The 16,522-nt window shown below is 55.3% G+C and carries 15 protein-coding genes; 12 read left to right on the forward strand and 3 right to left on the reverse strand.

Annotation, left to right across the window (positions count from 1 at the left end):
* The first annotated feature begins 12 nt into the window (after window positions 1–12).
* On the forward strand, window positions 13–852 hold the full coding sequence (locus tag OLX72_RS07125; RefSeq protein WP_162798168.1) for a peptidyl-prolyl cis-trans isomerase: 840 nt from the start codon (window positions 13–15) through the stop codon (window positions 850–852).
* Window positions 849–1,847: a HupE/UreJ family protein gene (locus OLX72_RS07130; RefSeq protein ID WP_433990133.1), complete on the forward strand. Its 999-nt coding sequence runs from the start codon at window positions 849–851 to the stop codon at window positions 1,845–1,847. The genes OLX72_RS07125 and OLX72_RS07130 overlap by 4 nt, the downstream gene beginning before the upstream one ends.
* 97 nt (window positions 1,848–1,944) lie before the next feature.
* Here the strand turns inward: OLX72_RS07130 and OLX72_RS07135 are convergent, their stop codons facing one another.
* The 3 genes from OLX72_RS07135 to OLX72_RS07145 form a co-directional block, all read right to left on the reverse strand.
* On the reverse strand, window positions 1,945–2,229 hold the full coding sequence (locus OLX72_RS07135) for a hypothetical protein (protein WP_433990134.1): 285 nt from the start codon (window positions 2,227–2,229) through the stop codon (window positions 1,945–1,947).
* A gap of 36 nt (window positions 2,230–2,265) precedes the next feature.
* Window positions 2,266–3,348 carry a hypothetical protein gene (locus tag OLX72_RS07140; protein WP_433990135.1) on the reverse strand — a complete coding sequence of 361 codons (1,083 nt, stop codon included), beginning with the start codon at window positions 3,346–3,348 and terminating at the stop codon, window positions 2,266–2,268.
* 220 nt (window positions 3,349–3,568) lie between these two features.
* Window positions 3,569–5,107 carry a phospholipase D-like domain-containing protein gene (locus OLX72_RS07145; protein ID WP_433990136.1) on the reverse strand — a complete coding sequence of 513 codons (1,539 nt, stop codon included), beginning with the start codon at window positions 5,105–5,107 and terminating at the stop codon, window positions 3,569–3,571.
* 393 nt (window positions 5,108–5,500) lie between these two features.
* Here OLX72_RS07145 and OLX72_RS07150 point away from each other — a divergent pair, with 393 nt between their 5' ends.
* The 10 genes from OLX72_RS07150 to OLX72_RS07195 all read left to right on the forward strand — a co-directional run bounded on the left by OLX72_RS07150 (window position 5,501) and on the right by OLX72_RS07195 (window position 16,509).
* Window positions 5,501–6,478: a helix-turn-helix domain-containing protein gene (locus OLX72_RS07150; RefSeq protein ID WP_433990137.1), complete on the forward strand. Its 978-nt coding sequence runs from the start codon at window positions 5,501–5,503 to the stop codon at window positions 6,476–6,478.
* Window positions 6,479–6,815: 337 nt separating this feature from the next.
* Window positions 6,816–7,133, forward strand: coding sequence for a hypothetical protein (locus tag OLX72_RS07155; RefSeq protein ID WP_433990138.1), 318 nt, complete (start codon window positions 6,816–6,818; stop codon window positions 7,131–7,133).
* A gap of 256 nt (window positions 7,134–7,389) precedes the next feature.
* Window positions 7,390–8,121: a heparan-alpha-glucosaminide N-acetyltransferase gene (locus OLX72_RS07160; protein WP_114871832.1), complete on the forward strand. Its 732-nt coding sequence runs from the start codon at window positions 7,390–7,392 to the stop codon at window positions 8,119–8,121.
* A complete protein-coding gene (locus OLX72_RS07165) occupies window positions 8,094–9,032 on the forward strand; it encodes a hypothetical protein (protein ID WP_433990139.1) in 939 nt (312 codons plus the stop codon). The genes OLX72_RS07160 and OLX72_RS07165 overlap by 28 nt, the downstream gene beginning before the upstream one ends.
* Before the next feature lie 17 nt (window positions 9,033–9,049).
* Entirely contained in the window at window positions 9,050–9,931 is an 882-nt protein-coding gene (locus tag OLX72_RS07170; protein ID WP_433990140.1) for an SdiA-regulated domain-containing protein, read from the forward strand.
* Between the two features lie 54 nt (window positions 9,932–9,985).
* Entirely contained in the window at window positions 9,986–10,651 is a 666-nt protein-coding gene (locus tag OLX72_RS07175; protein ID WP_162798163.1) for a hypothetical protein, read from the forward strand.
* Window positions 10,652–10,911: 260 nt separating this feature from the next.
* Window positions 10,912–12,090, forward strand: coding sequence for a hypothetical protein (locus tag OLX72_RS07180; RefSeq protein WP_205389004.1), 1,179 nt, complete (start codon window positions 10,912–10,914; stop codon window positions 12,088–12,090).
* A complete protein-coding gene (locus OLX72_RS07185; protein ID WP_433990442.1) occupies window positions 12,080–13,018 on the forward strand; it encodes a metallophosphoesterase family protein in 939 nt (312 codons plus the stop codon). Before OLX72_RS07180 ends, OLX72_RS07185 begins: the two co-directional genes overlap by 11 nt.
* A 727-nt stretch (window positions 13,019–13,745) precedes the next feature.
* Window positions 13,746–15,392: a serine hydrolase gene (locus tag OLX72_RS07190; protein WP_433990141.1), complete on the forward strand. Its 1,647-nt coding sequence runs from the start codon at window positions 13,746–13,748 to the stop codon at window positions 15,390–15,392.
* Window positions 15,376–16,509 (forward strand): SH3 domain-containing protein, encoded by a 1,134-nt coding sequence (locus tag OLX72_RS07195; protein WP_433990142.1) that lies wholly within the window; start codon window positions 15,376–15,378, stop codon window positions 16,507–16,509. The genes OLX72_RS07190 and OLX72_RS07195 overlap by 17 nt, the downstream gene beginning before the upstream one ends.
* Window positions 16,510–16,522 lie beyond the last annotated feature (13 nt).

Here is a 16,522-nt window from a genome sequence, read left to right on the forward strand (position 1 = left end):
AAAGACCGCGCAATGACAGACGTGACGTTTCACGGTTTACTGAAATCTTCGTTCGTGCATTTCATCGCTCTGGGCGGTCTGATCTTTGTCGTTTTCGCGATGCTTGACGACACGCCCTCGTCGCCGCCGCCCGATGCTATTGTACTGACCGCGCCAGAGGCCGCCAGGTTGGTGGATCAGTTTACGGCTACGTGGCGCCGTCCGCCGACGGCGCAGGAGTTGGAGGCATTGATGCAGTCCTGGGCCGTTGAGGAAGCCAATGTCCGGGAGGCGCTGGAGCTTGGGCTGGATCGCGGGGACGCGGTGATCCGGCAACGGTTGAACTTGAAGATGCAGTTCCTGTCGGAGTCGGGCGCCGCCGTGCTGGAGCCGGAAGACGCAGAGTTGCAAGCCTATCTCGATGCGAATCCGGAACGGTTCATGCAACCACCAGACATCGCATTCGAGCAGGTGCTTTTGCCCGAGGAAGGGGCTGCGTCCGAGATCCGGGTATTGCTGGAAAACGGTGCCGATCCCGCGACGCTCGGGGTTGCCAGCTTGCTGCCATCAAGCTTCCCGATGACGCCCGCACCGGTCATTGACCGGACCTTCGGGGCGGGATTTGACGCGACCCTGGCCGCGTTGCCGCTGAACTCGTGGCAGGGGCCGGTTCCAAGCGGTTATGGCCAGCATCTGGTGCGCGTGACCGACCGGTCGGACCCAACCCTTCCGCCGTTGTCCGAGATCCGAAATCGGGTCGAGGCCGAATGGCGTGCTGACCGGACGAAGACACTGCGTGAAAGCTACACTCAGGCCGTGCTCGCCCGATACTCGGTCACATTGCCGGATGCTGGTGAGGTACTGAACCAGTGACACGGCTCGCGCTGATTCTGGTGACGGTTTTGGTCACCTGTTTCCCGGCTGTCCTGCGCGCACATGCCCTTGATCCCGGCTATCTCAACCTCGAGGCAATGGGGCAGGAGCGGTGGCGCGTGACTTGGCGAATGCCCGATGTGAACGGGCGACCCATGCCGATTGAACCACGGCTGCCCGATGTCTGCACAAATGACCCGCCGCCGCCGCCGGTTTTCGATGGGCGCGCATGGACAACCGGCTGGGTCGCCGTCTGCACCGGCGGCCTTGTCGGCGGTGTGATCCGGATCGACGGGCTGGAGAACACCCGAACCGAAACCCTCGTGCGTTACGAGTTGACTCCGGGACGAACACAGGTTCACCGATTGACGTCAGCAGAGACAGCCTTCACCGTGCCCGACGATCCCGGCGTTCTGGACATCCTTTCGAGCTATGTCGCGCTTGGCGTCACCCACATACTTGAGGGCGTCGATCATCTGCTTTTCGTCTTTGCGCTGCTGTTGCTGATCCGCGGATGGCAGCGGCTTCTGTGGGCGATCACGGCCTTCACACTTGCGCACAGCATTACTCTGGCCGCCGCCACGCTGGGCTGGCTAAGCATTCCACCGCCGCCCGTCGAGGCGGTGATCGCGCTGTCTATCCTGTTTCTCGCCCATGAACTGTCCTTGCCGCCAGAAGCCCGCGACCCGCTGGCCGAACGCATACCCTGGGTCTTGTCCTTCGCATTCGGTCTGATTCACGGTTTGGGCTTTGCTGGCGCGCTGCGCGAGATCGGCCTGCCGGAAGGTGATGTTCCTCTGGCTCTGTTTGCGTTCAACATCGGGGTCGAGTTGGGCCAGATTCTCTTCATCGTGCTGGTTCTGGCTGTTGGCTACTTGGCGCAGCGTCTCTATCCGAAGTTCCGGACTATGGCCGCTCCGCTGACAAAAACCGCAAGTTATGGCATCGGCAGTCTGGCCGCTTTCTGGGTGATTGAGCGGATCGCGGCGTTTTGATCCAATAAAACTTCGACCGTTGCAGAAGCGGCGATGGCAGTGTCGCTGTCCACGAGCAGACCGGTTCGAATTGGTCTGCTCGTATCCGGCGCAGACTTTAGCTTTGCCCAGACGTGTTTTCGACATGCTTGCATAAAACGCGCACCATCGCGGCAGGATCACTGACCGCGATAATCGTCCCTCCAGAAAACACCGAGGCAAGCATTTCCTGCTCTGATGTTCCCTTCAATGCGATGGCCGGGCCACGCACCTGCTTTGCGATGGTCCGAAGAGTTTCGACACATTGCGCTGCCTTTGCCGTGGCTGACAAAACAATCAGCCCGTCGATTGTTTCAAAAGGGCATCCATCACGGCGCAATTCCGCAATTGTGCATTGTGCCAACACAGCCTAACCTTAGTTCTGGAGATCGGCTTCATGTCAGGAACTACACGACATCGAAACGCGGTAACCATCACGCCCAGAGGAATAGCTCACCATTTCTGCTCTCACACTCTCTCTAGATTTCGGAACGCTTCGCAAATTCGGGTATGTGCATGTGAAATTCAATCGTCTCGGAATCGGGTTGGCAGACATGTCAAATAGCAGGTTAAGAGAAGACGTGTAATTCATGTTCGCCAGGTCTATCTTGAGTTGTCGCTCGAGTTGCTCAAATGGCGAGACAACGGTGTAGGCAACGCGATACTGCTGCTGCCCATCCGACTGAGTGCTACTCATGTTGTCGGTCGGTTCAAGATCGATGCGCACACCGCGCTCAAGAAGTTCCAGGGTCGCGATCTCATCAATTTCAAGAGCTGCAATGATATTGGCGAGCGTTCCTTTCCCACTGTCCATAAACGAGCGCGCAGCAGTTTGGACTGCCTGCCTATCCCTTTCATATGTGTCCTTTCGTGCTTCAGCGCGGCTTTCTATCAGGGCGCGCCGTTCGCTCGTCTTGATGTCCCGCCCCTCTCGAAGAAACTCACTAGAGTACTGAGAAACGAGCGACGTGCGATTTAGGTCCCAAGAGAAGTTCCAGAGGAAATCGGGCTCAGGCTGATTTCTGCGGTATACAGACAGCTGGTTTAACGGCCTGCCCGGGCAATGCTCACCGCTGAACTTCTCAGCGTCGTCGCGAAGCCAGTTCACGACACCAAGCGCAGTGAAGATCTCTTTCGCAACAGTACTTGGCAGCCAGTCCTCAAAGTTAGCAGGGCGAAGCGCTGTCTCGAGCTTCTTCTGCGCCGCCTCTTGATCAGCTCTTAGCCAACTCCAGGCCGCGTTTCCCTCACCACTGAAGTCTATTCTGTCCGATGTAGTTACACCTGTGATGTCGCGCCACTTGCCATCGTAGTACAACCAACTCCCAGTAAACCGGCTGCCTTCAACTGAGGTAACTCGAAGGATCTCGGTTCCCATTGGATACGCGCATCTTTCAGACGATCCCTTGCGCGCAGCAGCCGAGGTGATGGCCGGAAAATTGAAGTCTCCTAAGTCCGCTAATTCATAGCTCGGAGAACTCATTAATCCGACCAAACGGTTCGAATCAAAACGCTCAAATAGCTATCGCCGCAATTGGTTCCAAAAAACCTGAAGATGTACTCCCCGACACTTGTTCACGGGCTGGTTAAACTAATAAGGAGTTTCCGGATGTGTGCATTTGATTAAACTTTCAACCTTTGCCCGACGTTGCTACTATTCTCGGCTTGCGAGACCGAATAGAAGGCACTTCGGTATGAAGCTTCTATAGTTCCGCTTCTATCGGAAGATGTGCAAAAAACCATTCCTCCATCTTTTGGAATCCGTGACTCGCCGGCTCGGAAACCAAAATACCGCCGTCCCCGATCCAGTTTATTTTACCTTCAGAGGTCAGCGTTAGTTGCCAAGAACTAGTCGCCGCGAAATCGGGTTCGGTCAGCTTCAGCAGCCTCTCGCTCAGTGCACGGCTTTCGACGACCAAACCAATCTCCGTGTTAATCCGTAAGGATCTTGGGTCCAAGTTAGAGCTGCCTACAAAAACGCGACTGCCGTCCACAATCATGTATTTGGCATGCAGGCCCAGTTTCTTTTCACTTATCGGTGGCAGAATGTATCGTGATCTACCCTTCCCATCTGCGCGCAATTCATGAATCTGGGTACCAAAAGTCATTAGCTCTGCGACGTGAGTTCGATAGGCCGCGTATGCCGATACGTGATTGTTTGAGTTGATGGAGTTTGTCAGAATCCGCACACTTACACCCCGTTGCGCGGCGTTTCGTAAGACAGCGGTGATGGTCGGAGTCGGAATCAAGTATGCTGATACGATCACAACTTCCTGACGCGCACTGTTTATCAGTTGCGCAAGTTCGCCAGCGACCTGAACAGGTCTGTCCTCTGCCGCGTCTGGAGCCACACCGGGCGGTTTGTCCACGTAGAGCATCGTAGTCCCTCGGAATGATTGCCGAACGGTCTGACGCCAAATTTGATCCCGTTGCGCATCATCCAAAACTGGGAAGAAAGAGGACAAGGTCTGTGCTCTTTGGCTGATCGCGCTTCGCGCAGTGTTTCGTGTCCTCAGGTGACTAACGGCATCAATTGGAAAGGACCATTGATCATTCCAGTAGTTGTCAAAAGACATTGATATTTCTGGAACGACCGGACCGCCGATTAGCAACTCCATATCCCGGAAATTATAATCCTGATCTATACCAAAGTATTCGTCGGCAAGGTTGCGACCGCCAATAATTGCGACCTGATTGTCGACAACCATGGTTTTGTTGTGCATCCTGTGATCCAAGCGATGAAACTCTGACAGGTTAAGGATTTGTCTGGTGATTGCATTGGTGGATCGACGTTTGTACGGATTGTACACTCGGTATTGGATGTTTTCATGTTCGTGAAGCGCGAGTGTTTGTCGGTCCGCTCCTGCAAGGAAGGAGTCGTCAATCAGGATTTTGACGTCCACTCCGCGGTCTGCAGCCCGAATTAGTCGATCATGGATTAGGCTTCCTGACTTGTCCAACGTCCATATGAAACTTTGCAAATCGATAGATTGCGTTGCGGAATCAATCGCGCGAAGACGCCACTCAAGCGCTACTCGCCCTTCATTCAAAGGCAGCTGCCAGTCACCCGCATAAATACTGTCAAGTTCCGGCCAGACGCCGGTTGTCGATGGTGAACTCGTAGATTGCGATGGCAAATCTACGGGTCGTAGTTCTGTACACGCTGTCAGGAAGCCCGAAAATGCAAGCAAAAGAAGTCTCGAAAACAATTTCGGTTTCATGGCAATTTCTTTGTCCTTCAAACCTATACACCGTAACTTCGGAGACCACCTGCGTAAACCGTGGTGGGGACGGAGAGCGGCCTGCAGTTTAGACTACAAAACTGGGGGCACATCAAACTATTGATCCTTGCACAGGGGGATTTGGAAGCGATTGCTGACAGGCATTTGACATCACACGGAGAACGCCAACTCAGGATGGGCGCCAATTGGCTCAACAATGGGCAACACCTAACACGCAATGGCGAATCAAAGCGCTTTACCTAGCGGCAACGCTTTCCTGTGAAGTGGTACAACTGAAACGAGTAAATGATCTGGAATTCCAGATTTTTGAAGCTAAGTTGAGAAGCTAGCGAAAGTGAAAAAGACGAGTGTTGGTTTGACTTTTTCTTGAGAAGCCGTGGGATTGTAAAGACGTTGTCGAAATTCAAACGTATTTCATGCTACGACAATCGGCCGGGCCGTAATTCCAGGGAAAGTCTGTTTTCTAGTCCGGACGTGTTTCGCCTGTCCGACAAGGCACAAGGCAAAGCGGCGATATCAAAATACTCAATCGGTAATATGGTTGTCGGTCAAGTGCGATCTACCGGTCACGAGGTTGAGGTAAGAGAGAGTTTCGGCGTTTCCATTGTGGTGCCGCTTCAGGGGTATCTCAGGTCTTCTGCAAATCGTAAGGAGTACGAAGCCCTTGCCAACGTAAGTGCTCTATTGTTTTCGCCTAATTGCCGCAAAACTGAAGTTTTTTCACCGAATGGAGATGAGTTCTTAGGTGTACCGGTAGTCGTCCCCTTCTCGGAAATCGCCAATGCAGCAGAGCGCATGGGCATTCCACTTCGTCAGGCAAATCGCACGAATTCTTTTAGCTTCGCACTTAGCCATCAGAAGCATCAACTGTCCGGTGAATTAGTCCATGGTTGTATGGCGATGTATTCCGAGATTGCTCGGGGTTCGCGGCGGCTGGACTTGCCGGGGGTCCACACGCAGTGGAGCCAGTTTGTCTCGGAAAAAGTGGTCGAGTTGTTGGACGACGCAGGCCTATTCCACCTTCCTCAGATTGCGTCACTTTCAACCAAAGGTCGGCATGTTAAGCGTGCGATGGAATACATGCAGGCGAACTTGTCTGACATCGTGATGATTACCGAAGTTGCCAGAGCCTGCGGTTTAAGCAACCGAACACTGGAACAAGCCTTTAAGGATGCAGTGTCCATGACACCGTTGCAGGTTTTGACTTCGTTCCGGCTTGATGAGGCGCGTGCTATGCTGCTGGCGCCCGATGACGGCAAATCTGTGACGGATGCGGCGTTCGCCTGCGGGTTCCGGCATCTTGGCCGCTTCGCGCGCGTTTATGGCGAGCGTTTCGGGGAATTACCCTCCGAAACGCGTGCACGCCGGTAGGAAAACTGACAGTGCAAGAAAGTGAGATTGCCGATCTCCGTCTTTCCAGGGACGCGACAATTGTAACTGGCTGTTCTGACTGCGTAAACCGTGGCGCGTGTGACCATCCCGATTTCCTGTTTTTCATGATATACTGATGCATTTAGACGGAAAAATACTGGCAACTTTATTTCTATGAATAGCGAAGCAACCCAAGCTGCTGTACTACCTGAAATAGATTGACGCCGCGATGCATGGCATTTTGAATGCAGTCGGGTTAGCCTGTAAATATTCTGCCCCACTAGCTTTTTGCCAAACGCTCATTTCTTTTCGAACGGCAGAGAAAAACGGACTATTTATGAGGAAAAAGAACATGAAAACATCATTAAAGCCGATACTTGCCGGACTGGCACTGACCGGGCTGGTTGCTTGCGTCGAAGATTCCGGAAGCGGTTCGCAGTCAGCCACGCCAAGTCTGGCCGAACAGGGCTGTCTCCGCGATGTTACTCAGGTCACGAACAACCCTGAGGTGGCTCTTTTGTCTTCCAGCTTCTCGCAAGCGGGTACAGAAGTAATTGTCGGCGTTGGCCCCGACAGGGCGCCTTGGCGTTGCATCGGCTACAGCGATGGAACGACGGCAGACATCTCGTCTCTGACGAATGAAGGAACTCTGTAAACTGCAAATGAAGCCACCGCTTTCCGCCCGATCGGCTGAAAGCGGTGGATGCAGGATGGTATGTCGCCGGGGTTCTTTTCGACTGTTCAGGCCGTACAGGATTTTTGATGGTCTCGGCGGCTGATCCTTCCAGTGTTTCGAGCCCCCGTGACTTGGACAAGGTCATAAGTGTTATGGTCGATTGCGGAAGCGTCGTGGGAAAACTTCAAGAGGTGTCCGCGTCTTGATCTCTGGCCAGTCCTCCGCGCGTACTGAGATGTGCTTTGCCGATGGACGCGACAGCGGAAGGTTATGTCTTCTTGACCTTGCCCGCGCAATCGCGCTGTCGCAGATGGTCGTGTTCCACTTTGCAAGAGATTTAGAGCTTTTCGGATTGATCGCGTCTGGAACCACCCTGACTGGGGGTTGGGCGCTTTACGCGCGCGGCATCGCCGCGAGCTTTCTGTTCTTATCTGGCATTAGCCTTGTTCTGGCCAATGAGCATGGTTTCCGCAGCAGAGCATGGTTTCGGCGGTTCCTTCTTATTGCAGGTGCCGCGTGCTTGATTTCTCTGGTGACTTACGCCGCTATACCATCGCGGTTCATCTATTTTGGCATTTTACACGCGATTGCTGCCGCGAGCCTTTTGGGTGTTCCGTTCCTTTTCTTGCCTGCCTGGGTATCCGCTGTTGCAGCGGTATTGGTCCTGATTGCAGATGCAAGTGTAGGGCGGGATGTGTTCACCGCCCCCTGGTTGGCGTGGACCGGTTTGGGGGCACAGGTGCGTGCTTCGTTGGATTTCATTCCGCTGGTGCCATGGTTCGCCTCGTTCCTCTTCGGCATTGCTTTTGCCCGGACCATTCATTTGCGGCGGTTGGAACCCGCGTGGCCGCAATGGTTTCCCGTTTATGCCGTTTCTTGGCTCGGCCGGAATAGTCTGGCCATCTACTTGCTGCATCAGCCCATACTGTTGGCTCTGGTTTGGACGACGATGAAGATAGCATCATGATGATGTGGCCGTGGGCCGTCCCTTGCCGCAAGAGGGGTTCCACAACACCCGATGAGGCGCTACGTTTTGCTAGAATATCGCTGCCAGAAGGGCCAACCAGCGTGAGGCATGATAAGAAGGAATACAAAAGATTGATCACGCATCCCACTGTTTACAAAGGATTACTAGCAGCTCTCGTCATTTCGTGCCTTTGTGTCGCGACAGGTGCCGCTCATGCGCAGATCATTGGAGAAGCGGGGGGCGCGCTTCAGGAAATCGATGTCCGCGGGCGAGGGTGGAATCAGATTTTCAATCCTGAAGAGCTCTGGCAATTCGCATTGGCGCTGATCGAAACGACCGCGATGGCCGCCATAATCGCCTATCATCCCGTGCATCTCGCCTCGCGCCGGGTCAAGGCGGATTTCGATGCTCCGCGCGATCTGTTCGTCTATGGCCTTATCGGTATGGTCGTAGGTTTCCTGATTATGCATCACGGTTATCTGATCGGCTTTGTGCTGTTTGGTCTTGGCGGTTTGCTGCGCTTCAAGTCCGACGGCGGCGCGGCCGATACGATGCGCCTCATTCTCGTTACACTGATCGGGCTTTGTGTCGGGCTTGATCTGCCCGTCGTTGCCCTGATCACATCGGCCAGCGCGTGGATTGTGATCTATGCATTTGGCGGCCCGGTCAATTTCGAGCTTGAGGTTAAGTTCTCCGAAGAGCAGGTCGGCCCCGATGCAATGCTAGCACTGCGCGAACTTCTTGCGGAACGCGGGTTCAAGACCGTGTCGATGAGCAAGAGCAAGTTCAAACCGATTGTAAGCTATGTCGTGTCTGGTCCGCGCGGGCAACGACGCTCCACACTTGAACGAGAGATGGCGGAACTGGTGAAACAAGGCGACACGGGAATTTCCGATTGGCATGTGGATTGATGAATATAGGGGGGGCCGTGACCGTGCTTTGGACGCGCAGAACGCGGACTGCGGTGAAGGTCGCAGCAATTCTCAGCGCGATTTTGTTCGGTTTTTCTGCGTTCGGATCCTCTGAAAGCATCCAGATAAGATTTGAAAGCTCTGAAAAGATTGCGGATCGCGGCCATGGCTTCACCGAGGTTTCGGGCCTCAGTCTGGCTCTAGACGGCGGGTTCTGGGCTGTAAGCGACAATACAGCAATGCTTTTTCAGCTAGATGAGGCGGGGTATGTTCAGCCGAGATCGTCCCTTGATGCTGAAATGGACCTTGAAGGGGTGGCCATTGATGTCGGCGGCGGACGTATTCTTGCCGTGCGTGAAGACACGAACGAAGTGCTGGCTTTTTCAAATGCTGGCCATTTGACCCGTCATTCGCTTTTGTCGATGAGCGGGGCATCCGGTCTCGCGCCCCATTTTTCCGCCAATGACACGAAGGACGGATTGGAGGGGATCAGCGTCGATCCCGAGACCGGTATCGTCTACGTCTTGAAGGAACGGCGCCCGAGACTTTTGATTGCACTATCGCCGGATCTTGCGCAGGTGCGGCAGGTCATTGCGTTGACCGGATCTGCCGGTTTTGCATCGGACAAGGCGGAAGACGATCATCTGGATGTCTCGGGCCTCGCCTGGGACGCAAGGCGGCGGGGACTTTGGATAACCAGCGATACCGGAAAGGCGTTATTTTTCTTTGATATCGACAGGATGCAGGCACAGGGCTGGGTGCTAGTGGATGAGGCCCGGGGGCATCCACGTCGTGTCTCGAATGCCGAAGGCGTAGCGCTCAGCTCTGATGGGCAGACCATCTTTATCGTCACCGATGACGGTAAGGACTCTCGCCTACTGACCTATCGAATAGACTGAATCCGGCGCGCACATCGGGTGCCGCCTCTCATACTTCGAACGGAGGACCGAACAATGACGAAATCAACTCAAATAGCGGCTCGCTTTGTGGCTGCAATATTCATGGCCGTGGTGGGGATGCAGGCGGCGGCCGAGGATTTCACGACCAGATCGGGGGGGCCTTCCGAGAAGCAGATGCTCGCGCGGTCGGGTGCGACGCCTGCTGAAGGTCTGGCCTTTGTGCGGCCGGTCCTGACCGGCGTCCTTTACCGTGCGGGTTTCAAAGGGGGCGACAAATCCCGAACCGGCCTGTCTTCGTCGCAGCGAACCCAACTGTGCGAGGCGGGCTTTTCCGGGGCTTACTATGCGGATTTTGGAAAGAACACGGACTACGGCACGACATCCTGCGGATCCGGCACGCTCGACTATCAGTCGGCGCGCTCTTCCCGCCCATCCGCCGTCATGAAGTCTGTTCATGACCGGATCACTGGGGGCGGCGGGCCGGTGCTGGTGCATTGCATGTGGGGCGTACATGCCTCTGGCGCGCTCTCGGCGATGGCGCTGGTGCAATTCTGCGGCTGGTCCGAGGCGCGGGCAAAGGCCTATTGGAACGAGGCCCGCAATGGTGCGCCCTGTTCTGGGGGCTGCGATGCCTGGATCAATAGCAAGTTCGACAAGTTCAAACTTGATCCGGCGCTAACGATCTCGGCCGCGCAGCAAGCAGCGGTGTGCCCGAAATGAACGCGATGATGAAACCTAGCCTTGCCTTGGCCCTTATCATGATTGCCGCTCCGGTTCTTGCGTCAGACGCCGTTCGCGGTACCGAGACAACCTTTGGCAGTCCGAACGGCATTACCGAGCGCTGTGTCCGGATTCCGCCTGTTCCGGGTGGTGTGTATGACAACGACGATCTCGAACAGGAAGCGGCCTATTGTGCGATTGATCTTTATGCCGCCGATACCGCCTTGTGCCCAAAGACCTGGAGTACCAGTCCGGGAACGATGGTTCACGACATCAGCGAAGGACCCTATGCCGGGAACCGAGTGGAGTTCGAGCGCAATGCCTGCAAGGAGGGCAAGTCCGCCGACCGCCTGGCGAAGGATACGCTGGCCAAGTTCAAGCCGACCATGAATGCCAAGGGGACCAGCGGCACGTTTTCGCCCTCTCCGCTGCTGTATTACCATTTCTCGCGCTATTTCGACATGACGGTCAAGGTGCCGGTCACGGTCTGGCGGTCGATTGACGCCAAAGCACATCTGGGCGATGTCGCGCGTTCGGGTCTATCCCTTTCCGGGGGAAAACACGGTGGACGCATGAACCATGCCGGGTGGGCAGCGTTGGTTGCCGCCGAGGAAAACCCCCGCAGCTATCAGCCGACCGATGACTTGTTTACAGCGGATCGCAGCCAGATATTCGGCGTGCTGACCAGCAGCCCGGGGCACCGCTACGGGTCCGAGATCAACGGGACGCGCGTCTCGGGATGGGGCAAGGGACAGAACGAGGATTTCCAGAAAACACCGCCGTTCCTTGCCCTGCGCTCGGATAAGGCGCTGGTGGAAGCGATCGAACATGGGCTGAGCGAGGGACGAAAGGACCGGCAGATCGCCAAGGATATGGGTGCGTCCGTAACGCCGCAACAAATGGTCTTCTGGATGACAGAGCTTACGGAAATCATCCTTTTGGATTTCATCTTCAGCCAGCAGGACCGCGTCGGAAATATCGATTTCACGCCCTACTACTATTGGCTTGAAGGTGGCAAGCTCAAGCACAAGAAGGCAAAGCACCACGAACCCGGCGACGGATCGGTACCTGCGGATGCCATCCTGCTGAGGCGCACCAATCTGAATGACAATGATGCCGGCGGGCGCGTGCAATATGCCAATTTCGCCAAGAGCACACAGATGCTTGAGAAGCTTCGTCACCTGAATGCGGCGACCTATCGAAAGCTGATCGCGTTGAACTCGGATTTCCAGGGCTATGGTCCAATCGCGCAATGGTTGGCAACGTCATTTGGGTTGAACGAGCGTGAAGTCGCTCAGGTTGTGACGAATACCGGACTGGCCACCGGAATCTTGCGCGGGAACTGCGAACAGGGGCGGTTGATCTTCGATCTCGAACCCAAGGAGTTTTTTGAAACCGGACGTGTTGAAGCAAAGGAAATCGCTTGTGATGGTAGTTAAGTCGCTTCTAAGCGCGATTTTACTGCTGCTCATTTCCGGGTCGGCCTTTGCCCAGTCTTTGCGGGTTGCGGTCATTTCCGACCTTAATGGCTCTTACGGATCGACAGACTACAATCCGCGCGTCAACGCCGCGGTCGAACGTATCATCAAGTTGGCTCCGGATCTGGTGATATCCACGGGCGACATGGTGGCAGGACAGCGCCGACCGGTTCTAAGTGAAACACAGGTGAAGGCGATGTGGCAGGCGTTTCATGCCGGGGTCACCGACCCGCTGCGCAGTGCCGGCATCCCCCTGTTGGTCACACCCGGTAACCATGACGCCTCTGCCTATGGTGGCTTTGAAGGGGAACGCCGGATCTTTGCCGAACAATGGCGCGCAAGGAAACCGGCGGTCGATTACATTGATGACGCCGACTATCCGTTTTTCTACGCATTCCGGATGAAAAATGTCACATTCGTATCTTTGGATGCCACTGTCATCGGGCCACTGCAAGGCGGGCAATCCAAGCGGTTGCGCGCTCTTGCGGCGCGCGATGAGACGCTGATCGCTTTCAGTCATTTGCCACTTTGGCCTTTCGCCATCGGGCGGGAAACAGAAATCATTGGTGACACGGGGCTCCAGGATATCTTCCGGTCCATTGATCTTGATCTGCACTTGTCGGGTCATCATCATGCGTTTTATCCTGGTTGGAAGGATGAAACGGTCTTTGTCAGTCAGGCTTGTCTGGGAGGTGGGCCGCGCCGATTGCTTGGCACAAGCACCCGAAGCGCACATGCGATCACGGTTCTGGAAATTTCCGCACAGGGTGAAATTGACATTACCGCTTATACGGGTGACGCGTTCTCTTTCCCGATTGACTGGACTAAATTGCCAACGCAGGTCGGCAGTGGTTCCTCCGCCTTGAAACGGCTTGATCTGGTGCCCTAGTCACACTGATACGCCACAGAGTCCGAAGCAGATCGGCGTTCAGTAAGACGTTTCCGAAAATTAATGATTGCTGCTTCGGTTAATGGATGACGGCTTCGCAATCCGGATAGCCAGACGAATCCGGTGGCGATACACATATCTCATATGAAACGATAATTTGTCGAAGGTAACTCGATTGTTGGAAACTGCTTTAGGATGTGTCCGCCTGAAGCTCGTGGAGATTAGGGTTGCAACATCATGAGAAAGACTTCCGTTTCAGCAGTTGCGGCTCTCGTGGTGGCGACCGGACCATTGCTCGCGAAGGCAGAAAAGGACGAGGAAACCGTGGTCGGCGTTCAGGCGGTTCTAGGCTTCGAAGCGTTGACGCAAAACGAAAATTACTACCGGAAAAACCATAGACATTCGGACACTGCCGAGACGGCAGACTTCGAGCGTGGCCTAAGACCAGGACTACGATGCTGGGCACGATAAGCGTTCCAATCGTCTGTCTTACCGGCCGGCGTATACGGTGGCAAAACAAAGTGATCGTGATGCCACCGGTCTTAAAGAGTAACACGTCAACCTCGTCGTGTAGAATATCGTTTCTCGTGAACCCGCGTTGGTCAGTAGATGATTGGCGCGGGTTTTCAGAAGGTACGGCGGGTGACTTTTCAACCAGAAAGAGCAGGGCATTGTCATGAAATATCCGGGTACTCTTCGCCTTAAGACGCCATGTTGTAAGCCACCTATGCCGTCAGGTCTTGATCTTTTCAGCGGACTATCGGCCCGCAAAGGCATTCCTGGCTTCGGGCCATTTTACGTGTCCTTTCCCCTCCAGAAGGCTTTCGCCGCCTTGTTCTGCCTTATTACTCTGGCTATTTCGCCCGGTCCGGTTGCAGCAGATCAAGTAACACCAATCGCCTGTGTCACAAATCAGGCAGTTCCCGATGCAATTGCCGCCAAGCTCGATTCAACCCTTCTGACAGTGATCGACGGCGACGCGGAATCAGCAGAAGTAGTGGGATTTGCGCCAGGCTCTGAATTGTTCGTCCGGTCGCCAGACTGGACTTACCACCGTTCCGCCGGCACGGCAGATATCGCGACGAATGCACCTTTGGACTGTGGCCGGCCGTTTCAGATCGGCAGCAATTCGAAGATGATAACAGCGACCATTCTGATGCAGCTTGTCGAGGAAGGTGAACTTTCGCTTGACGATCTTCTTGCCGTGCATTTGCCAGAGGTCGCCGCCGCACTTCCTTTCGGCGACATGATTACGATCCGGCAACTGTCCAATCACACCTCGGGCATCTTCAGCTATACCGACAACGCCCCGAACGGTGTGCCGGGTATCATGGAGGGTGCGCTGTCCGATCAGGATCTTCTGGCCAGAAGCTATACACCTGAAGAGTTGATCCGCTTTGTGATCGACAACGGGGCGCCGAATTTCGAACCGGGTGCGCAGGGCCAGTGGTCATACAGCAATACCGGCTACATTCTGATCGGCATGATCCTTGAAAAGATCACCGGCAAGCCTTTGGGCGATCTGTTTCGCGACCGGATATTCGAACCGCTGGGGATGCAGAACAGCTTTCTTTGGAACGGGGTGCCGCAGCCAGAATTCAACTTGCCCCGCTCTTACTATCAGCCGCCTTTCGACTTGGATACGACCGACTGGAACATGTCACAGGCCTGGGCCGCAGGTGGTGTCATATCGACGGCTCAGGACATGGACCTGTTCATACGCGGCCTGATGGCGGGTAGGCTCTTTAACGATCCGGCGACGCTTTCGGCAATGTTGGAAGGTGTCCCGACCGATGGCGGTTTCATGACATATGGCATCGGGATCGGCGAAAAGCCCGGCGGCTTCTGGGGGCATGGTGGCCAGACCTTGGGCTATGAATCCGACATTGGCCTGTTTCGTGATCAGGATATATCGCTGGTAATCTGGACGAATTCGGCGCGCAACCTCGCAGCTCTGGGTTCTAGCCTTGTGTTTGGGGCCCTTGCCGAATCTGGGGCTCTGGAAAAGCGCGCCGATGCTGCCCAGTCTTTGACGGGAACCCGGTGGGTCTGGGCTTCGGCGACGGATGCCAGTGGACACACCACGACAGTCGAGGATCCGCAACGCTACGCGATCTTCTTTCAGGACGGCGGTGATCTGGCCGTAAAGGCAGATTGCAACCGTGTTTTGGGCAAATACGATCAAAAGGACGACGCATTGTCGATGGTGACCAAAGTGTCGACCAAGGCGCTTTGTGAGCCCGACTCGTTGGAAGACAAATTTCTGAAGGCGCTGCAAGAAACAACCGGATTCCAATGGAATGACAAAACCCTTGTCCTTGTTTTGGGGCAGAACGCTGGAACTATGGAGTTTGCACATGACACAACCAACTGATCTTTTCCTGACCATGCAATCGCGCCGGATTTCTTCTGGTTTCTTGCGATGGGTGGTGCTCGGCTTTTCTGCGCTTATCCTGCTTCTGGTTCTGACTGTTACCCGGGTGGCAGCGCAGGACGACATGCGCGAAGAGCAGGTCCGGTTCCCGGCAGGCGCGACAGGTGCAACGATCAAAGGGCAGATCACCGGCCGCGAATTCGTTGTTTACAAACTTGGCGCCGAAGCCGGACAGGTGATGAACATCAGCCTGACATCAAACAACACCGCGACCTATTTCAATGTTTACGCACCCGGCAGCGGCCCTGGTGATCGAGCGCTTGCGGTAGGCAGTCTCACCGGACCACTCATGCCGGACTTGAACCGGTTTTCGGGTGCTCTGCTGCTTTCAGGCGAATACTCGGTCTCGGTCTATCTGTACCGAAACGCCGCGCGAAACGGGGAGGTGTCGGATTACACGCTTGAAGTTTCGATCACAGGAGAGACGGGCGAGATCGTTCAGGGCGACTTTGCTGATGGGCTGCAGGGCGGGCCCGACTATTGGGCCGTGGAAACTGGCGGAGGCACCCTCAACATGCGCCAAGAGCCTTCCGAAGGCGCCGGAATTGTCACCCGCTTGGTCAATGGCACACCGCTGCGGAACCTTGGCTGCCGCATCGCCGAAGCGCGCAGATGGTGCCGCGTCGCGACGCTGTCTGATCCCGGTTTTGACGGATGGGTCGCGGGTGATTTCCTGATTGAAGGAAGCGGTGAAGGAGCAGCCACACAGCTTCCTGATCTGATCCCCGTTCCGGCAGGTAACGAAGACGTCTTGGTTCCCGGCACCGACTATCACGCCACAGGACAGGTTCAATGCGTGCGCAACGCAGATGCCCCTGATCAAAGCTGCGATTTTGGAGTCAAAAGACAAGGCAATGGGACCGGAGCGGTAACGATCGAATGGCCAGAGGGCGGCAGCCGGACCATTTTCTTCCAAGGTGGTACTGCCGTATCCTACGATCAGTCGCAGGCAGACCAGGGACGCGGCATGACTGTCACGCGCGATGGCGACAACAGCATCGTTTTCGTCGGTGAGGAACGTTTTGTCATTCCTGACGCGGTCATCTGGGGCGGATGATCTTCGAAGCATC

The sequence above is a fragment of the Sulfitobacter sp. TBRI5 genome (assembly GCF_051013555.1).
GTDB lineage: Bacteria > Pseudomonadota > Alphaproteobacteria > Rhodobacterales > Rhodobacteraceae > JL08.

Bases quoted from the DNA above. Each gene is read 5' to 3' on its own strand.
- OLX72_RS07125 (WP_162798168.1), top strand. From the start codon at position 13: ATGACAGACGTGACGTTTCACGGTTTACTGAAATCTTCGTTCGTGCAT.
- OLX72_RS07140 (WP_433990135.1), bottom strand. From the start codon at position 3,348: ATGAGTTCTCCGAGCTATGAATTAGCGGACTTAGGAGACTTCAATTTT.
- OLX72_RS07155 (WP_433990138.1), top strand. From the start codon at position 6,816: ATGAGGAAAAAGAACATGAAAACATCATTAAAGCCGATACTTGCCGGA.
- OLX72_RS07160 (WP_114871832.1), top strand. From the start codon at position 7,390: ATGTGCTTTGCCGATGGACGCGACAGCGGAAGGTTATGTCTTCTTGAC.
- OLX72_RS07175 (WP_162798163.1), top strand. From the start codon at position 9,986: ATGACGAAATCAACTCAAATAGCGGCTCGCTTTGTGGCTGCAATATTC.
- OLX72_RS07180 (WP_205389004.1), top strand. From the start codon at position 10,912: ATGGTTCACGACATCAGCGAAGGACCCTATGCCGGGAACCGAGTGGAG.
- OLX72_RS07185 (WP_433990442.1), top strand. From the start codon at position 12,080: ATGGTAGTTAAGTCGCTTCTAAGCGCGATTTTACTGCTGCTCATTTCC.
- OLX72_RS07190 (WP_433990141.1), top strand. From the start codon at position 13,746: ATGCCGTCAGGTCTTGATCTTTTCAGCGGACTATCGGCCCGCAAAGGC.
- OLX72_RS07195 (WP_433990142.1), top strand. From the start codon at position 15,376: ATGACACAACCAACTGATCTTTTCCTGACCATGCAATCGCGCCGGATT.